This is a genomic window from Pseudomonas lactucae (assembly GCF_016937615.1).
In the GTDB taxonomy this organism is placed as follows: Bacteria; Pseudomonadota; Gammaproteobacteria; order Pseudomonadales; family Pseudomonadaceae; genus Aquipseudomonas; species Aquipseudomonas lactucae.
The window spans coordinates 92,376-109,128 of sequence record NZ_JAFHKI010000016.1 but is presented as its reverse complement, the minus strand read 5'-3'; the positions used below and the strand labels follow the sequence as shown (position 1 = coordinate 109,128).

Below are 16,753 nucleotides of genomic sequence, written 5' to 3'. Positions count from 1 at the left end.
GCTTATGACTTGTCGAACGCGTCCAGCACGTGCGTGCTGTAGACCAGTGCGGCACCGGCGTTCATGTTGATCGCCACGCCTAGTGCTTCAGCGACTTCTTCGCTGGTCACGCCGACTTTCTTGGCCTCGGCAGCATGGAAGGCTATGCAGCCATCGCAGCGGGTGGTCACTGCAACGGCAAGGGAAATCAACTCACGGGTCTTGGCATCCAGATGGTTGGTCTTGGTACCGGCACTACCGAGCGCTGCCATGCCCTTCATGGTTTCTGGGGTGAGTGCGTTGAGTTCCATCAAGCGAGTGTTGATGTCTTTGCGGGTTTGCTTCCAGTCTTGCATGGCGATTCTCACTGTGTGCGTGGGATTTAAACTGAAAACAAGGCTACCATCCAGTTGGTAGGCATACAATGTTGTTTTGTTAATACCTACTATCACTGAAATTTTTCGCGCAGATTGGCGACGGTTTGGCTTTGATGGGGGCAGCGATTGCTCTTTATCAGCGCGGCAGGCTTACCGTGAACCTCTAGGCACGCGCTGAGGGGCCGGCGCTGAGCACCAGTCCAATCCCGCTCAGTACGGCCAACGATGTCAGGATCAAGCGAGCGGTGAGCGGTTCATTCAAAATAAATACGCCGGCCAACGACGCTAGTATGGGGACGCTCAACTGCAGGGTTGCCGCTCGAAACGATGACAATGAGCGCAAGGCTGTATACCAAATGGCATAACCGACACCCGAGGCAAGGGTCCCAGAGGCAATCGCGCATAGCACGCCTTGGATATCGATCGATGCGTCGGCGATGAACACAATCGCCGCGCCCAGCATCATGGGCACGGCCCTCAGAAAATTGCCGGTTGTAGAGGCTAATGGGTCATGGGCGCGCTTGCCAATGAGCGAGTATGCCGCCCATGCGACACCAGACAGCAGCATGATCGCCGCACTGCCCGGTGCGGGTGCGCTTGCACCAGGCAATAACAATGCAATGAGCCCGCCAATTGCGAGGGCAAGTCCTGCAATCGCAACGCCCTGCATCCGCTCTCCACGCCAGTACCCGAAGCCCAGCATGGTGAGTTGGACTGCGCCAAACAGCAGTAGTGCGCCGGAGCCTGTCTCCAGGTGCAGGTAAGCGTATGAAAAGGCAAAGGCGTAGATAAACAGCGTAAAGCCTCCCAGCCATGTGCCGGCAGGGCGTTCAGTACGGTTTTTGATCACCATGATCAGCCAGAGCATCATCGCTCCGCTGAATAAGCGAATCAGCGTGAACGTTGCTGGATCAATTTCGGTGTAGCGAAGTGCAAGTCGGCAAAGAACCGAATTGGCAGCAAACGCCAGCATCGCCAGCCCGGTGAGCAGTACTACTTGGTGGGTTGTTGGATTAGTCGACACTTCGGAGGAAGGCATCACAGTTAACCCGCCACTGGTGTGCGCAGGGTGACGAACTCTTCCGCAGAGGTCGGATGCACGGCGATAGTCTCATCGAAGAGGCGTTTGGTCGCGCCTGCTTTTAATGCGATCGCCAAGCCTTGAATTATTTCACCCGCATCCGGCCCGACCATATGACAGCCCAATACCTTGTCGGTCTTGGCGTCCACTACCAGCTTCATCAAGGTGCGTTCCTGGCATTCTGTGAGCGATAGCTTCATGGGCCGGAAACGGCTTTCGAAGATCACCACATCGTGGCCGGTTTTGCGTGCGGCTTCCTCGGTGAGGCCCACGGTGCCAATGTTGGGTGCGCTGAACACCGCCGTCGGGATCAAGTTGTAATCCACCGGGTGATACTGCTCAGGCTTGAACAAACGTCTCGCCACGGCCATGCCTTCGGCCAGTGCCACCGGTGTCAGTTGCACACGGCCAATCACGTCGCCGAGCGCAAGAACGGATGGTTCGCGGGTCTGATAGTACTCATCGACCTTGATAAAACCTCGGTCATCCAACTCAACGCGGGTATTGTTCAGCCCCAGGTTGTCCAGCATCGGGCGGCGACCGGTGGCGTAGAACACACAATCGGCTTCCAGTACGCGACCGTCTTTGAGGGTGGCCTTGAGGCTACCGTCGGCCTGCTTGTCGATGCGCTCGATGTCGGCATTGAATTGCAGGTCCAGGCCGCGTTTGGTCAGCTCTTCCCGCAGGTGCTTGCGCACCGCACCGTCAAAGCCACGCAAGAACAGGTCACCGCGATACAGCAGCGAAGTCTTGGCGCCCAGGCCATGGAAAATACCGGCGAATTCGACCGCGATATAACCGCCACCCACCACCAGCACACGCTTGGGCAATGTCTTGAGAAAGAACGCCTGATTGGAGTTGATTGCATGCTCATGGCCTGGAATATCCGGAGCTTGCGGCCAGCCACCTGTGGCGATCAGGATGTGTTTGCTGGTAAAGCGTTCACCGTTTATCTCGACGGTATGGGGGCCGACGATTTTTGCATGCCCTTCGTGTAACGTGGCGCCGCTGTTGGACAATAGATTGCGATAAATATCGTTCAGGCGGGTGATTTCGCGATCCTTGTTGGCGATCAGAGTTGCCCAATCAAACCTCGCTTCACCCAAGCTCCAGCCGAAACCGGCTGACAGCTCAAATTCGTCTGCGAAATGCGCGCCGTACACCAGCAGTTTCTTCGGGACGCAGCCCACGTTTACGCAGGTACCGCCCAAATAGCGACTCTCGGCCACGGCTACTCTTGCACCAAATCCAGCGGCAAAACGCGCCGCTCGGACGCCACCGGAACCGGCACCGATTACGTAAAGGTCAAAATCGTAGGTCATTTCAATTTCCTTGGCAGGCCAGCAGCGCGAATTATCTGCTGTTCGATAGCGGTTAACGTAGGTGGAGGGAGGCCGTTAATCTTAAAACACACTCCCATCCGGTTGGTAGGCATTCGATTCGGCGTGTCATATTAACGAACTGCCCCCTCTGAAAACCGTATCACCCGAGCAAACGGTTGAACCTCTCGAACCCGCGCTCCAGATCCGCAATCAGGTCATCCGGATCTTCAAGACCAATATGAAGGCGGACTAGGTGCCCGTCGGCTGCCCAGGTCGTAGCACTCCTGACGGGTGTTGGGTCTGCAATCATCGCCAGGCTTTCAAAACCTCCCCATGAGTAACCAATCGAGAACAGCGATAAATTATCCAGGAGTGCATCCGCCGCCGCCTGCGGGGAAGGTTTAGTCAGGAACGAAAGCAGGCCTGAGGCCCCCTTGAAGTCTCTTTTCCACAAGTGATGCTGCGGATGAGAGGCCAGCGCTGGATAATAAACGGCCTCAACTTCGTCCCGGGTTTCCAGCCACTTAGCCACCAGGGTCGCGTTTTTGAAATGACGCTCTAGTCTCACTTCCAGCGTGCGCATGCCTCGCAGGGCCAGTGAGACGTCATCCGGGCTAGCAAACAATCCCGTGTTGAAGTGATATTTTTTGAGGCTGTCCCAGGCTCGCTCCGAGGCCGAGACAGTTCCCAGGATGGCGTCGGAATGACCGACGATGTACTTGGTTGCGGCCATGATCGAAAGGTCCACGCCAAGCTCCAGCGATGGAAAGTAAAGCGGGGTCCCCCATGTATTGTCCGCAATAACCAGAATGTCATGCTCGTGGGCAACCTTAGTGATTGCGCGAATGTCTGGTATTTCCAGGGTCAACGAGCCAGGAGACTCGGCGTAAATGGCTTTTGTATTCGGCTGGATAAAACCTGCGATGTCAGCACCGATGGCCGGGTCGTAAAACGTAACTTCAATACCCAGTCGGTTACCGACGTGTTCAACAAATGCTCTGATGGGTGAATAGACGTTGTCGGCAATCAGCAGGTGGTCGCCAGCACCTACCACACTGAGGATGGCGGTCGTACACGCTGAAAGCCCCGATGGGCAAAGTACCGTGCCTTGGGCGCCCTCCAGTTGCTGCAGAGCCTGGGTGAGTGCTTCAGTCGAAGGGTTATTCCAGCGGCCATATATGTATTTCTGGCGACCTTCGCGCATGGATTCACAGGTGGGGAATACCACTGTCGAACCGCGATAGACCGGGGTATTGACAAAGCCATGATGCTGCTCGGGCTCGATCGACGCATGAGCGAGCAGGGTTTTTACGCTTTTATATTTTTTCATGCGACCTTCCAAGAATGTCCTGAGGGGCTGACTGCGCGTCTCTGACGCTGTCTTGGATTAAGCTATCAAAATAATTAATTGTCTACCATCAGGATGGTGTTTTTTAAAAGTCTAGAAAAATCAATAAGGTGTTGGCTTTTATAAAATACTCGTTGAACGGCATTCATGTGGATGGTAGGTTTTTTAGTGTTTGAGGTGTCCGGTAAAAAAATAACAATGCGCCGGAGGCGCTTCAAAAAGGTGCATCGCGACGTATCAGCGATAAGTTATAAAGCACTGTGTGGGATTGCGCACTAGAAGTGGACGGGCATCTTAGATAACACGAAAAAAACACAAACTGCACATCAATAGCGTGGGTGGAATATGAAAAAGAATAATGCCCTGGCAGGACATGACGAATCAGTAACGCGATCGAACTGGCTCGATTCCCATGAGACCGGCTATGCGAAGCATCTAAAAAAACGCCACGTGCAGATGATGGCATTGGGCGGAGCAATAGGAACGGGATTGTTTCTAGGGGCCGGCGCGAGGTTGCAAATTGCGGGGCCGTCATTGGCCATTGTGTATTTGGTCTGTGGGGTGTTTGCTTTCTTTATCTTGCGGGCGTTGGGTGAGCTGGTGATGCACCGTCCGAGCAGCGGCAGTTTTGTGTCTTACACCCGGGAGTTTATGGGGGAGGGAGCTTCATTTGTTGCCGGTTGGATGTATTTTTTGGTGTGGGCGTTAACCGGCGTCGTGGACATAACAGCGATCGCGATCTACATGAAGTACTGGAGCGTCTTCTCGGATATCCCGCAGTGGGTATTTGCCCTGAGTGCGCTGGGTGTAGTCACCGTGATGAACATGGTCAGCGTTAAATGGTTCGGCGAAATGGAGTTCTGGTTCGCGGTCATAAAAGTGTGCGCCATCACTGTGTTTTTAGTGGTCGGATCGTTCTTTTTCGCTACCGGGCATGCGGTGGCCGGCAGTGTTCCGGGTCTGCATCTGATTTCAGATAACGGCGGGCTATTCCCACACGGGCTGCTGCCGGCCATTATCATCGTGCAGGGAGTGATCTTTGCTTACGCAAGCATAGAGTTGGTGGGCACGGCCGCTGGTGAGACGGCCGATGCCAAAAGCGTGATTCCCAAGGCCATCAATGGCGTGATCTGGAGGATAGGGCTATTTTACGTGGGCTCCGTGTTTTTGCTGGTGACGGTTTTACCTTGGACGGCCTATAGCGCGAATGTCAGCCCATTCGTAACTTTTTTCGAGGCGCTCGGGATTCCAGGAATTGGTTCGGTGATGAACATTGTCGTCATGACCGCCGCGCTCTCAAGTCTTAATTCCGGTTTGTACGCCACGGGGCGCGTTCTGCGGTCGCTTGCCATGGGTGGCTCTGCGCCAGCTTTATTTAAACGAATGAGTAAGCAGGGCGTTCCCTATATGGGAATATTGGTGACCATGGGCATTAATATCATTGGGGTTGTGTTGAATTTTCTGATTCCGGCTCAACTCTTCGAGTTGTTGCTGAATCTGGTTACCCTTGGGATTCTTTCGACATGGGCTTTTATCGTCTTGTCCCAGATCAGTTATCGGCGTGCGGTGAAACGGGGTGAGGCGGTAATGGTTTCATTTAAGATGCCAGGTGCTCCCATTACCGCGTGGCTCACCCTCTTATTTCTTGCCGTGGTATTGGTATTAGTCGGGTTAGACTATCCAAACGGCACTTACACGGTGCTTTCAATTCCACTGGTGGCGGCTGCGTTGGCCATGGGGTGGTGGAAGGCCGTTCGTTCAAAAACGCAAGATGCAGGCAAACTTGAGCCTCTTGCGAGTCGTATAGGCGTTTAGTGCGGTGACCAAGAGAGGTCGATTACCTCGTCCTCTCTTTATTGGAAATAGGCGACTTGCTTAACGATAGCTTTAAGAAACAGGTACGCTTCATGAGTACGCGATCCAAACTTTTAGTTACTGCCGAGTTATTGCTACGTACCAAAGGTTACGCCGCATTCAGTTATGCGGACCTAGCACACGAAGTGGGTGTAAAAAAGGCCAGCATTCATCATCACTTTCCTACCAAGGAAGGATTGAGTGTTGCACTGGTCGAAAGTTACCTATTCAGATTCGATAAAAGCTTGGCGCAGATCAACGAGGATCATGCTGATGTCACTGCACGCTTAAAGGCTTTTTCGGCCTTTTTTGCCGAGAGTGCAAAAACGGGAATGCTGCCTCTTTGTGGTGCGTTGGCTGCTGAATTAGCGGTGCTGCCAGATCGCCTTAAGGCGTTGACCAAAACGTTTTTTGAGATTCATCTCGCCTGGTTGGAAGACAACCTGTCGACTGGCCAGCGGGTCAATACTGTCAAAGCGGAAATCAACCCTAAAGAAATCGCCAGAGCCATTTTGAGTGTACTTGAAGGTAGTTGCTACATCGCATGGGCGCTCAAAGAGACTGTCGTTGATCAATCGGGGTTCGAACTTATTCTGAAATCGTCCACTGTTTCCTATGCTGGCATTGATTAAGCGTATCTCTGCGATCACTTCGATTTATTGAAGGGGCCCCACCACTTGCCGATAACGCTCTTCCCCTTGCGGCGTCTGGCGGGTCAGCTTGATCTCCAGGCCGAGAGGGTCGTTCTTGCGGTTGCCGGCGAGCTGACGCCAGCCTTTGCCGGCCTCCCAGAAGCGTACCTGCAGATCACTGACGCTGGACAATACCGCCACTGTTTTTTTGGGAGCAGGTAAGGGGTATCGGTCACTGGCCGCTGATGTGGCGCGATACAAGGTGTCACCGTCCAGCCACCAGCGCACGCGTTGCAAACCGATCTCTGGAGGTGCTGCGCTACGGATGATGTCCAGTTGAAAATCATGATTGTCGGAGCTGCGAACGCTGACTGCCGGGAGGTCGTCGGGCTGCTCATCCTCGGTCAGGCCTGGGGTGCGCAGTTCGATACTGGCGCGCAGGGCCAGGTCGCGTTCCAACTGGTTCAATGTGCGCAATAACGCCTGGGTCTGTTCCGTGCTGCTCTGCAGATGGCTGTCGGCCCGGCTCACGCTGTCGAGGCCGCGCCAGGCGATAAGGCTGACAATGGCCATCAGCATGATCGCCACCATGACCTCTATAAGCGTAAAACCGTGCTGGTCTGTTTTCATGGTTCGTTCGCCACGCGAACTTGCCCGGTCGCGGTGAGTTGAACTGTGAGGTGGTGCTGGCCATCCGAGAGCCGCAACTGGAGAGGGGAGGCGAACCATTCGGCATTCACTACCACTCGTTGCCTGGGGGTTACGCGCACGCTCATTGACGGAGTTTCCCAGGCCCGAGGACGCAGTTGCGGGTCGTTCACAAAGTGATCCCAGCCGTGGCCTGATTCGTTGCGACGACTGAAGCGGAACCCTTTATTGTCTGCCTGCCAGGTGATTGGGCGGCCGTCGGCACGGGCTTCGGCCTGGGCGACTTGCAGCCTCTGGGCCACTTGGTTGGCGTCCTTGCGCAGTAACTGCAACGGGTCGGGTTTGATACTCAGGCTGATGGCTGCACTGGCGATACCGATGATCACCAACACCACCATCAACTCGATCAGGGTGAAGCCCCGCTGGTTGTCTTTGTTCATGACACAACGCTCCTTCGTCGTGGATCTCTCCTGTAGACTGCCCGGCAGGACAACAGGGAGGTTTTGTCTTGGTCTCTAATTTTCGTTTAACGGTACCGCGGCTGTTGCAGACCGTGGCGTTGGCCACGGCGCTCGTGGGTGTGCTGGTCTGGTCTTCTGTCCTGCTGACGTCGGCCGAGTCCCAGGCGCCGCAGGTTGAGCCCCGCGTTTTGGCCGCTCGCCCCGATACAACGGCGCTGCAGTGGTTTTCCAACCAGCCGGCCGCGGTGGATATCAAGGTCTCTGGCGTGATGGCCGGTGCGCGGGGAGCGGTGGCGATCCTGAGCTTGAACGAGGGCCCGCCGCGCAGCTTTCTGGTGGGCGAATCGTTGGCCCAGGGCGTTCGCCTGGCGGCGATCGAGGCGGATGGCGTGGTCATTGAGCGCGGTTCGCAGAACACCCGCATCACCGTCAGCACGCTGCCGGACGCCGTGGTGCTGCCCCGATTGACCCAGCCCTGAGTACGCTCATTGGCGCGTTTCCGTTGGCGGATTCAGCAGGGTTTCCAGCCGCGCCAAGGGCGGCGCCTCGCGCTTGCGCTCCGACACCTCAACCGTGACACGCAATAAACGTCCATCGGCAGCGGGTGCAATGGTTTGTTCGCAGCGCAACTGTAATTGCCCCTGATCACAATCAAACCCTTTGTGCCCCGGCGGTAGCCGCCCGTCCAGGCGCAGTTCGGCGAGCCGGCTTTGAGCCGACAGCAACGCAATTGAGCGATCGCGCAGTAAGCCGTTGCTCTGGGTCATCAGGCCTGCAACGCGGACGGCGGCCGACATCGCGACGGCAATGATCGCCAAGGCCACGAGCACCTCGATCAGCGTAAAACCTTGCTCCTTGCGCGACAGCTCCATGGGCCACTCTTGGTGTAAAAAACACGTCGCAGGATAGCACTCGCAGAGCCGCAGGCAGCGGCCAATTAATTTTGCTATCCGGCTAGTTAGTTTTGTTACACTGCGCGCCGAATTAGGATCAAACCAAGGATGGTGGATATGGATTTCGCGCGCATCAAATATGGGCCTGGCGGCCGTCACGCTCAGCACGGTTTCACCCTGATCGAGATCATGGTGGTGGTGGTCATCCTTGGCATCCTGGCCGCGATTGTCGTACCCAAAGTGCTTGATCGCCCGGATCAGGCCAGGGCGATTGCGGCGAAGCAAGACGTCGCCGGCCTGATGCAGGCGCTCAAGCTTTATCGCCTCGACCACGGCACCTACCCCAGCATGAACCAGGGCCTCAAGGTGTTGGTCGAGCGCCCGGCGGATGCAAAAAATACCCAGTGGCGTTCTTATCTGGAACGCCTGCCCAACGACCCCTGGGGCCGTCCTTACCATTACCTGAATCCCGGCGCGAACGGCGAGGTCGACATCTTCTCTCTCGGTGCCGACGGCCAGCCGGATGGTGACGGCGTGAATGCCGATATCGGATCCTGGCAGCTTTAAGCGCCGTCATGAAATCGCAGTCGCCGACAGTGGCGAAACAGCGCGGTACGGCGATTATCAGCGCCTTGCTGATCGTCACGGTGGTCGCAGTGATCGCCGCCGGCATGCTCACTCGCCAAAGCATTTTTACCCGTTCACTTGAGGCTGAGCAGGCGCGTGTGCAGGGCAGCGCATTGTTGCTGGGCGGGTTGGAAGTCAGCAGGCAATTGCTCAGGGACGTCCGCGAGCATGATGCGCTGACCCGGCTCGACCAGCCTTGGGCGCGGCCGATCAGTACGGCGCAGGGCGGCCAATTTGAAGGTCATCTTGAAGATCAGCAAGGCAAGTTCAATCTCCGTAATTTAGTCGCCCGCGAGCACGTTGATCTTGGCCAGGTGCGCAGCTTTGAACGGCTGTGCGACATGATTGGTATCGAGGCCCACCTGGCACAGCGCATCAGCCAGCGGGTCATTGCGGCTTACCCGCGCATGCCGGTTGCATCAGCCTCGGGACAGCCTGGGCCGCTGTTACCCGCCACCCAGCCGATGCTGCGCACACTTGACCAACTACGCGGTATCGATGGTCTCAGTGAGCGACTGTTGGCACGGTTGGCGCGTTACGTGAGCATTATTCCGGTCAACACATGGGTCAACAGCAACACCGCCAGCGCCGAGGTCCTGGCGGCGGTAGTGCCCGGCTTGTCACTGTCGCAAGCCGGCGCGTTGGTCGCTGAACGTGACCGCGGCCAGTGGTTTGTCAATCGAGGTGACTTCGTCAATCGCGTGCAATTGCCCAACCTGAGCGTGGATGAACTGCGCGTGGGGGTTACCAGTGAGTGGTTCATGCTTCATGGCCAGGCCCATCGCAATCAACGCCGTGTACACATGGATGCGCTGTTGCATCGCCCCGAAGATGCAATGCCGAAGGTCATCTGGTCGAGGATGGGCGTATGACCGGCCTGCGCATTGCCCTGCCTGCGCTGGATACCTTGACGGCGCAGACCGAGCTTGAGTTCGCACAACTGGACCGCAAGGGGCAGGTCAGCCAGGCCGGCATCAGCACCCTTGAGAAGCTGGGCCGACCCGACAAGTTTCAGGCCGTAGAGTGTTTCCTTCACCCGTTGGATACGGTACTCACACGCATAGCGCTGCCGCCTCTATCATCGGCCCGTATCGGTGCGGCTGTCACCTGCGCCGCGCAGGCGCTGATCCTGGGGCGCAGCGAACAGATGCATATAGCGCACAGTGCCCGGCACGCGGACGGGCAGGTGCATTTGAGCTGGCTGCCAACGTTTGGCCTGGATCGTCTTGGTCAACTGTTGGACCGGCATCGACTCAAGCTGCGCGGCCTTTACCCGGCACCTTACCGCTTAGCCGTACCACCGGCGGGGCAGATCAATGCGTGTGTGGTGGACGGCCAGTTGTTGCTGCGTTTCGCCCTTGAGCATGGGACGGTGGAACCGTTGGTTGAGGACACTCTGCAGGCGCTTGCAGCCACTGGCGAAACGCTGTTGTGGTCAGTCGATCACCAGCGCTGGAGCGGCGCAGCCCCTGGCTGGGGGCTGCACGGCGGGGTAGGTAAGCGCATCGCCCAAGCTGCTGGCTGGGGGCGGGCATTGGGCTGTTGCGCACTGGCTGTTGGCATTTGGGTGATCGGGCTGAACCTTTACGCAGCCCGCGAAGTGGCGCAAGGGCAGCAGCTCAAACAACGAATGAGTCAACGCGTAAAGCAAGCATTTCCGGAGCTGCCGGTGATTCTCAATCCCTTGCAACAGGCCCGTCAGCAACTGGCGATTCGGCAAGGGGGCGGGGCAATGCAGGCTAATCATGATTTTGCGTTTCTGGTGCGGCAAGCCGCGCTTGCGCTGCCGTTCATGGCGGGCAGCGTCGAGCAAATGACATTCGGCCAGCGTCAGTTGCAAGTGCGGATGACGGACGAGGCGCCTCCCGTTGCCGACGCGGCTGCGCAACTGACATTGCACCAGGCCGGGCTCTCCGCCAACCGCGATGAGCGCACCTGGACGTTGAAGAGGCTGGAGGAAACCGTGTCGCGTGAACGTGATGCCTCCTTGGAAAGCGACGATGAATAATCAGATGCGGGTCATGTTTCGAGGACGTTGGAAGGCGTTGGCCCCGCGCGAACAGCGCATGCTGATTGGCGTGGCGGTGTTCCTCGCGAGCTTGTTGGTGTGGTCGTTACTGATCCGGCCGCCGCTCAAGGACATCGAGTATTGGCAAACCGAAACCCCGAAATTGCGCGCCCAGAACCAGGCGCTGGAGCTATTGCTTGGCGAGGTCACGACACTCGCTGGGCCGAGCATTGAACAATCATTGCAGCAATCACTGGACACTGCTGGGTTGGCCGGACGCTACCGATTGCAGGCCAGGGACGCATCCTGGCAACTGACATTCGCACAGGCGCCCGCCGATGTGGTGATCGCCTGGCTATTGAATTACCCCAATCAATTTTCACTGGAAGTGGTCGAGGCTCGCCTGCGACGTGCGGGTGAAGTCACGGCCGATAACACGGCTGGCACTCTCTCAGGAACCGTCCGTATGGATCAGATGCAAGGCGCTAAGGAAGCATCATGAAGTGGTCAGGTTCCAATTATGTACGCACGGCCGCGCCGTTTCTGTTGCTGGCGCTGGGCGCATGCAGCTCACTCCCTTCAGCGCAGTCGCCGCCGGACAGTGAGCTCGGACTGCCCCTGGCCACCACCCAGCGCAGCGGCGATGCGTTGGTCGACAGGCAGCGCGCGCAAGTGCAGATCGAACGACCGCCGCGGCCGTTGCACAAAGTCACCAGCAGCGGGCGCAACGGCTCTGTCGGTCGGACGCAAACAGCACCGAGAAAGCCTCTGGGTGATCAACCCATTACGTTGAATTTCGTCGAGGCCGATATTCAAGCGGTAGTGCGAGCGTTATCCCGCGCCACCGGTCAGCAATTTTTGGTCGACCCCCGCGTCAAGGGCACGCTCACTCTGGTCTCCGAAGGGCAGGTGCCGGCGCATCAGGCCTATGACATGCTGCTGGCGACGTTACGTATGCAAGGGTTCAGCGTCGTGGATGTGGGCGGCATCGCACAGGTGGTGCCCGAGGCTGATGCCAAGCTGCTGGGCGGGCCGGTCGACAGTGCAGACAGCGTCGGCAGTAACGGCATGCTCACCCGTACGTTTCGCCTGCAATACGAAAACGCAGTGAACCTTATCCCGGTATTGCGCCCGATCGTTTCGCCCAACAACCCGATCAACGCCTATCCGGGCAACAACACCATTGTTGTCACCGACTACGCCGAGAACCTCACACGGGTGGCGCAGTTGATTGCAGGCATCGATACCCCTAGCGCCATTGACACCGACGTGGTGCAGGTTCAGAACGGTATCGCCGTGGATATCGCCGAGATGGTTGCGCAACTGCTGGAACAGCCGGGCAGTGATGTGACGCAGAAAATCACCGTGGTGGGCGATCCACGCTCCAATGCCATCGTGATTCGTGCCGGCAGCCCGGAGCGAACCGAATTGGCGCGTAATTTGATTTACAAGCTCGATAACGCCCAAGCCAACCCTAGTAACTTGCACGTGGTGTACCTGCGCAATGCCCAGGCGACGAAACTGGCACAGTCGCTGCGTGGTTTGCTCACGGGTGAAAGCGACAAGGGAGGGGGCGACAATGCGCGCTCGGTGCTCAGTACGATGGGCGCCACTACCACGGGCAGCCTGGCCGGGCAGAGCAGTGCCCAAGGCACTGTCAACAACGGCAATGATGAGTCGGCATTGATGGCAAGCAGCTCGACCGGCCAACCCGGCGAGCAGCAGAGCGAGCAGAACGTTGCCTTCAGTGCCGGCGGGGTGACCCTTCAAGCGGACTCGACCACCAACACCTTACTGATTTCCGCCCCTGAACCGCTGTACCGCAACCTGCGGGAAGTCATCGACATGCTTGACCAACGCCGCGCCCAGGTCGTCATTGAAAGCTTGATCGTTGAAGTCAACGAGGACGATGCCAACGAGTTCGGTGTGCAGTGGCAAAGCGGCAACCTGGCCGGTAAAGGCGTGATCGGCGGAGCCAACCTGGGCGGTACGGGCTTTAACCTCAATGGCAAGACCAGCGTTGACGTGCTGCCCGGCGGCCTCAGCCTGGGCTTTATCAACGGCACCGTGGATGTGCCCGGCATTGGCAAGGTCATGGACCTCAAAGTGTTGGCCCGCGCACTGAAAAGCAAAGGCGGCAGCAACGTCCTGTCGACGCCGAACCTGCTGACCCTGGATAACGAAGCCGCGAGCATTTTCGTGGGGCAGACCATTCCGTTTGTCAGCGGCAGTTACGTCACGGGCGGCGGCGGTACCAGCAACAACCCGTTCCAGACCGTCACCCGCGAAGAGGTCGGCTTGAAACTGAATGTGCGCCCGCAGATCTCCGAAGGTGGCACGGTCAAGCTCGATATCTACCAGGAGGTCAGCAGCATCGACGAGCGCGCCTCCAGCAGCGCGACGTCGGCCGGCATCGTCACCAACAAGCGCGCGATCGACACCAGTATTTTGCTCGATGACGGACAGATCATGGTCCTGGGCGGCCTGCTCCAGGATGGCTATAGCCAGAGCAATGAAGCCGTACCGTGGCTGTCGAGCATTCCGGGACTGGGGGCGCTGTTTCGCAACGAGCGGCGGGCCATCGCCAAGACCAACCTGATGGTGTTTTTGCGCCCGTATATCATCCGCGACAGTGGCGCCGGGCGCGCAATCACCCTGAACCGGTACGACTACATGCGCCGCGCTCAGGGGCGTTCGCAGCCGGAACATAACTGGGCATTACCCGACATGCAGGCGCCTCAATTACCCGAGGCGGCCCAGGCCGTGCCGATAGGGGCGGCCCAACCACGCACGACGCACCGTGCGGTGCCGCAGGCTGCCGCGCCAGCGGGGCGAGAGGTGTATTGAGTATGAGTGCGCTGCCTTACGCCTGGGCCAAGGCACACCGTATTCTGCTGCGTGAGAGCGAGGAGGGCGCGATGCTGACGGTGTGCCCGTCCACCGCGAGCTGGGCGATCGCTGAAGCCCGCCGTCAGTTCGGCCCCCTGCGCCTGGAGCGGGTAGGTGATGCCGAGATCGACGGCCTGCTTGCCCGCGCTTATGCCGACACAGGCAGTGCCGCCGCCGTGGTCGGCGCCGCGGAAAATGAAGTAGACCTGGATCGACTGATGCAGGACATCCCCGAGATCACCGACCTGCTCGACACCCAGGACGGCGCACCGGTGATCCGCATGATCAACGCCTTACTCACCCAGGCGGCGCGGGACGAGGCGAGCGACATCCACATCGAGCCCTACGAAAGTCATTCGGTGGTGCGTTATCGGGTCGACGGCACGCTGCGCGATGTGGTGTCGCCACGCAAGGCCTTGCACGGTGCACTGATCTCGCGGATCAAGATCATGGCGCAATTGGATATCGCTGAAAAACGCTTGCCCCAGGACGGTCGCATCACGTTGCGTGTGGCCGGGCGGCCTATTGATATCCGGGTGTCGACGGTGCCTACCGGGCATGGCGAGCGGGTGGTGATGCGTCTGTTGGACAAGCAAGCGGGTCGCCTGCAACTGGAAACCCTCGGCATGGCGCCCTCGGTGCTGACCAGGCTCGACAGCCTGATTCGCCAGCCCCACGGCATTGTGCTGGTCACCGGGCCCACCGGCAGTGGTAAGACCACCAGTTTGTACGCCGCCCTCGCACGGCTGGATGCAAGCACCAGCAATATTCTCACCGTAGAAGACCCGGTGGAATATGACCTGCCGGGTATCAGCCAGATCCAGGTCAACGCCAAGATCGACATGACCTTCGCACTGGCCCTGCGCGCGATTCTGCGTCAGGACCCGGATGTCATCATGATCGGTGAAATCCGCGACCTGGAGACCGCGCAGATTGCGGTGCAGGCCTCACTCACCGGGCACTTGGTGTTGGCGACGTTGCACACCAACGACGCAGTTTCAGCCGTCAACCGCTTGCTGGACATGGGGGTCGAGCCGTTCTTGCTGGCGTCGTCGATGCTCGGCGTTCTGGCTCAGCGCCTGGTACGCCGGCTTTGCCTGCACTGCAAGGAAGAAGATCAGGCCAGTCCGGGGACTTGGCGTGCGCCTGGATGCCCGGCATGCAACCACACGGGCTACAGCGGCCGCACCGGCATTCATGAGCTGTTCTGCATTGACGATGACATTCGCACGCTGATCCATCAGGGGGCCGGTGAACAGGCGCTCAAAGCCGCAGCACGCCGTGCGGGTATGTTCAGCATGCGTGAGGACGGCGAACGCTGGGTTAACAGTGGCGTGACCGCGCCCGAAGAAGTGCTTCGCGTGACACGGGACGCCTGATGAATCGCTATCGTTTTGAAGCCGCCAACGTCACGGGCAAGATCGAGACCGGGCATCTGGATGCTGACAGCCAGCGTGAAGCCTACAGCCTCTTGCACCGGCGCGGCTTGACCGCATTGTCGGTACAACTTGAGCGCGGTACGGGGGCCGCGAGCGCAGGGATCTTCGCCGCAAAACTGTCAGACAACGACCTGGCCTGGACTACGCGACAACTGGCCAGCCTGCTCAGCGCGAGCCTGCCGCTGGAGGCGGCGTTGAGCGCCACGGTGGAGCAGGCCGAGCGCAAACACATCGTCCAGGCTCTCAGTGCGGTGCGTGCCGATGTGCGCAGTGGCATGCGCCTGGCGGACGCTCTGGCCGCGCGACCACGGGACTTTCCGCAGATTTACCGTGCACTGATTGCGGCAGGAGAGGAGTCCGGCGATCTGGCCCAGGTGATGGAGCGGCTCGCCGATTACATCGAAGAACGCAATAACCTGCGCAGCAAAATCCTCACCGCGTTTATTTATCCTGGGGTCGTAGGGCTGGTGTCGATTGCTATCGTGATCTTCTTGCTCAGCTACGTGGTGCCGCAAGTGGTGAGCGCGTTTTCCCAGGCACGCCAGGATTTGCCGGGGCTGACCCTGGCCATGCTCAACGCCAGTGATTTTATTCGCGGTTGGGGGTGGCTGTGTTTGAGTGCCCTGGTGGCGTGTTTCTGGGGCTGGCGTGTTTACCTGCGCAACCCTGTGGCCCGCTTGAGCTGGCATCGGCGCGTGTTGCGCTTGCCGCTGATCGGGCGGTTTGTGCTCGGGCTCAACACTGCGCGGTTCGCGTCGACCCTGGCGATCCTCGGCGCTGCCGGGGTGCCGCTGCTGCGCGCACTGGAAGCGGCGCGCCAGACCTTGTCCAACGATTGCTTGAGCCAAAGCGTGAGTGACACCACTGCGAAGGTACGTGAAGGGGTCAGCCTGGCCGCGGCCTTGGCGGTGGAGAAAGTATTCCCGCCGCTGCTGATTCACCTGATCGCCAGCGGTGAAAAGACTGGCTCGTTGCCGCCCATGCTCGATCGTGCGGCGCAAACGCTGTCCCGCGATATCGAACGCCGGGCGATGGGCATGACGGCACTGCTTGAGCCCTTGATGATCGTGGTGATGGGCGCGGTGGTGCTGCTGATCGTGCTGGCAGTACTGTTGCCGATCATCGAGATCAACCAGTTGGTGCAGTAGGCACAGGCACGAAAAAGCCCTCGTCACCGAGGGCTTTTTTATATCAC

17 protein-coding genes are annotated in these 16,753 nt (G+C 58.6%); 10 read left to right on the top strand and 7 right to left on the bottom strand.

What is annotated here, in order from left to right; translation table 11 throughout:
- Nucleotides 1-2: 2 nt before the first annotated feature.
- From JWR98_RS03930 to metC, 4 genes are all read right to left on the bottom strand, one after another.
- Nucleotides 3-335, bottom strand: coding sequence for a carboxymuconolactone decarboxylase family protein (locus tag JWR98_RS03930; RefSeq protein WP_078732562.1), 333 nt, complete (start codon nt 333-335; stop codon nt 3-5).
- A 184-nt stretch (nt 336-519) separates the two neighbouring features.
- Nucleotides 520-1,395 (bottom strand): DMT family transporter, encoded by an 876-nt coding sequence (locus JWR98_RS03925; protein WP_370694832.1) that lies wholly within the window; start codon nt 1,393-1,395, stop codon nt 520-522.
- A 5-nt stretch (nt 1,396-1,400) separates the two neighbouring features.
- On the bottom strand, nt 1,401-2,759 hold the full coding sequence (gorA, locus tag JWR98_RS03920; RefSeq protein ID WP_205489336.1) for a glutathione-disulfide reductase: 1,359 nt from the start codon (nt 2,757-2,759) through the stop codon (nt 1,401-1,403).
- Nucleotides 2,760-2,919: 160 nt separating this feature from the next.
- Nucleotides 2,920-4,089, bottom strand: a complete 1,170-nt coding sequence (metC, locus tag JWR98_RS03915) for a cystathionine beta-lyase (protein WP_205489335.1) — start codon at nt 4,087-4,089, stop codon at nt 2,920-2,922.
- A 363-nt stretch (nt 4,090-4,452) separates the two neighbouring features.
- Between metC and JWR98_RS03910 the strand changes: the two genes are divergently transcribed.
- Both JWR98_RS03910 and JWR98_RS03905 read left to right on the top strand, forming a co-directional pair.
- Nucleotides 4,453-5,922, top strand: a complete 1,470-nt coding sequence (locus JWR98_RS03910) for an amino acid permease (protein ID WP_205489334.1) — start codon at nt 4,453-4,455, stop codon at nt 5,920-5,922.
- Nucleotides 5,923-6,014: 92 nt separating this feature from the next.
- Nucleotides 6,015-6,593 (top strand): TetR/AcrR family transcriptional regulator, encoded by a 579-nt coding sequence (locus JWR98_RS03905; RefSeq protein ID WP_205489333.1) that lies wholly within the window; start codon nt 6,015-6,017, stop codon nt 6,591-6,593.
- Between the two features lie 24 nt (nt 6,594-6,617).
- Here the strand turns inward: JWR98_RS03905 and gspJ are convergent, their stop codons facing one another.
- Nucleotides 6,618-7,223, bottom strand: a complete 606-nt coding sequence (gene gspJ, locus JWR98_RS03900; RefSeq protein ID WP_205489332.1) for a type II secretion system minor pseudopilin GspJ — start codon at nt 7,221-7,223, stop codon at nt 6,618-6,620.
- Nucleotides 7,220-7,681 carry a type II secretion system minor pseudopilin GspH gene (gene gspH / locus JWR98_RS03895; protein ID WP_205489331.1) on the bottom strand — a complete coding sequence of 154 codons (462 nt, stop codon included), beginning with the start codon at nt 7,679-7,681 and terminating at the stop codon, nt 7,220-7,222. The genes gspJ and gspH overlap by 4 nt, the downstream gene beginning before the upstream one ends.
- Nucleotides 7,682-7,749: 68 nt before the next feature.
- Between gspH and JWR98_RS03890 the strand changes: the two genes are divergently transcribed.
- Nucleotides 7,750-8,181 (top strand): type II secretion system protein N, encoded by a 432-nt coding sequence (locus JWR98_RS03890; RefSeq protein WP_124423160.1) that lies wholly within the window; start codon nt 7,750-7,752, stop codon nt 8,179-8,181.
- A 6-nt stretch (nt 8,182-8,187) separates the two neighbouring features.
- Here the strand turns inward: JWR98_RS03890 and gspI are convergent, their stop codons facing one another.
- Complete coding sequence (gene gspI, locus JWR98_RS03885) at nt 8,188-8,574, bottom strand: type II secretion system minor pseudopilin GspI (protein ID WP_205489330.1); 387 nt, start codon at nt 8,572-8,574, stop codon at nt 8,188-8,190.
- Nucleotides 8,575-8,712: 138 nt separating this feature from the next.
- Between gspI and gspG the strand changes: the two genes are divergently transcribed.
- The 7 genes from gspG to gspF are packed head-to-tail and all read left to right on the top strand — an operon-like array spanning nt 8,713 to nt 16,706.
- A complete protein-coding gene (gspG, locus tag JWR98_RS03880; RefSeq protein WP_205489329.1) occupies nt 8,713-9,162 on the top strand; it encodes a type II secretion system major pseudopilin GspG in 450 nt (149 codons plus the stop codon).
- 8 nt (nt 9,163-9,170) lie between these two features.
- A complete protein-coding gene (gene gspK, locus JWR98_RS03875; protein WP_205489328.1) occupies nt 9,171-10,094 on the top strand; it encodes a type II secretion system minor pseudopilin GspK in 924 nt (307 codons plus the stop codon).
- Nucleotides 10,091-11,230 carry a type II secretion system protein GspL gene (gene gspL / locus JWR98_RS03870; protein WP_205489327.1) on the top strand — a complete coding sequence of 380 codons (1,140 nt, stop codon included), beginning with the start codon at nt 10,091-10,093 and terminating at the stop codon, nt 11,228-11,230. Before gspK ends, gspL begins: the two co-directional genes overlap by 4 nt.
- Nucleotides 11,223-11,732 carry a type II secretion system protein GspM gene (gene gspM / locus JWR98_RS03865; RefSeq protein ID WP_205489326.1) on the top strand — a complete coding sequence of 170 codons (510 nt, stop codon included), beginning with the start codon at nt 11,223-11,225 and terminating at the stop codon, nt 11,730-11,732. Before gspL ends, gspM begins: the two co-directional genes overlap by 8 nt.
- The gene (gene gspD, locus JWR98_RS03860) at nt 11,729-14,077 is read left to right on the top strand and encodes a type II secretion system secretin GspD (protein ID WP_205489325.1); all 2,349 of its coding nucleotides are present in this window, start codon (nt 11,729-11,731) and stop codon (nt 14,075-14,077) included. The genes gspM and gspD overlap by 4 nt, the downstream gene beginning before the upstream one ends.
- A 2-nt stretch (nt 14,078-14,079) precedes the next feature.
- Nucleotides 14,080-15,498, top strand: coding sequence for a type II secretion system ATPase GspE (gene gspE / locus JWR98_RS03855; RefSeq protein WP_205489324.1), 1,419 nt, complete (start codon nt 14,080-14,082; stop codon nt 15,496-15,498).
- Nucleotides 15,498-16,706 carry a type II secretion system inner membrane protein GspF gene (gene gspF, locus JWR98_RS03850; protein WP_205489323.1) on the top strand — a complete coding sequence of 403 codons (1,209 nt, stop codon included), beginning with the start codon at nt 15,498-15,500 and terminating at the stop codon, nt 16,704-16,706. Before gspE ends, gspF begins: the two co-directional genes overlap by 1 nt.
- Nucleotides 16,707-16,753 lie beyond the last annotated feature (47 nt).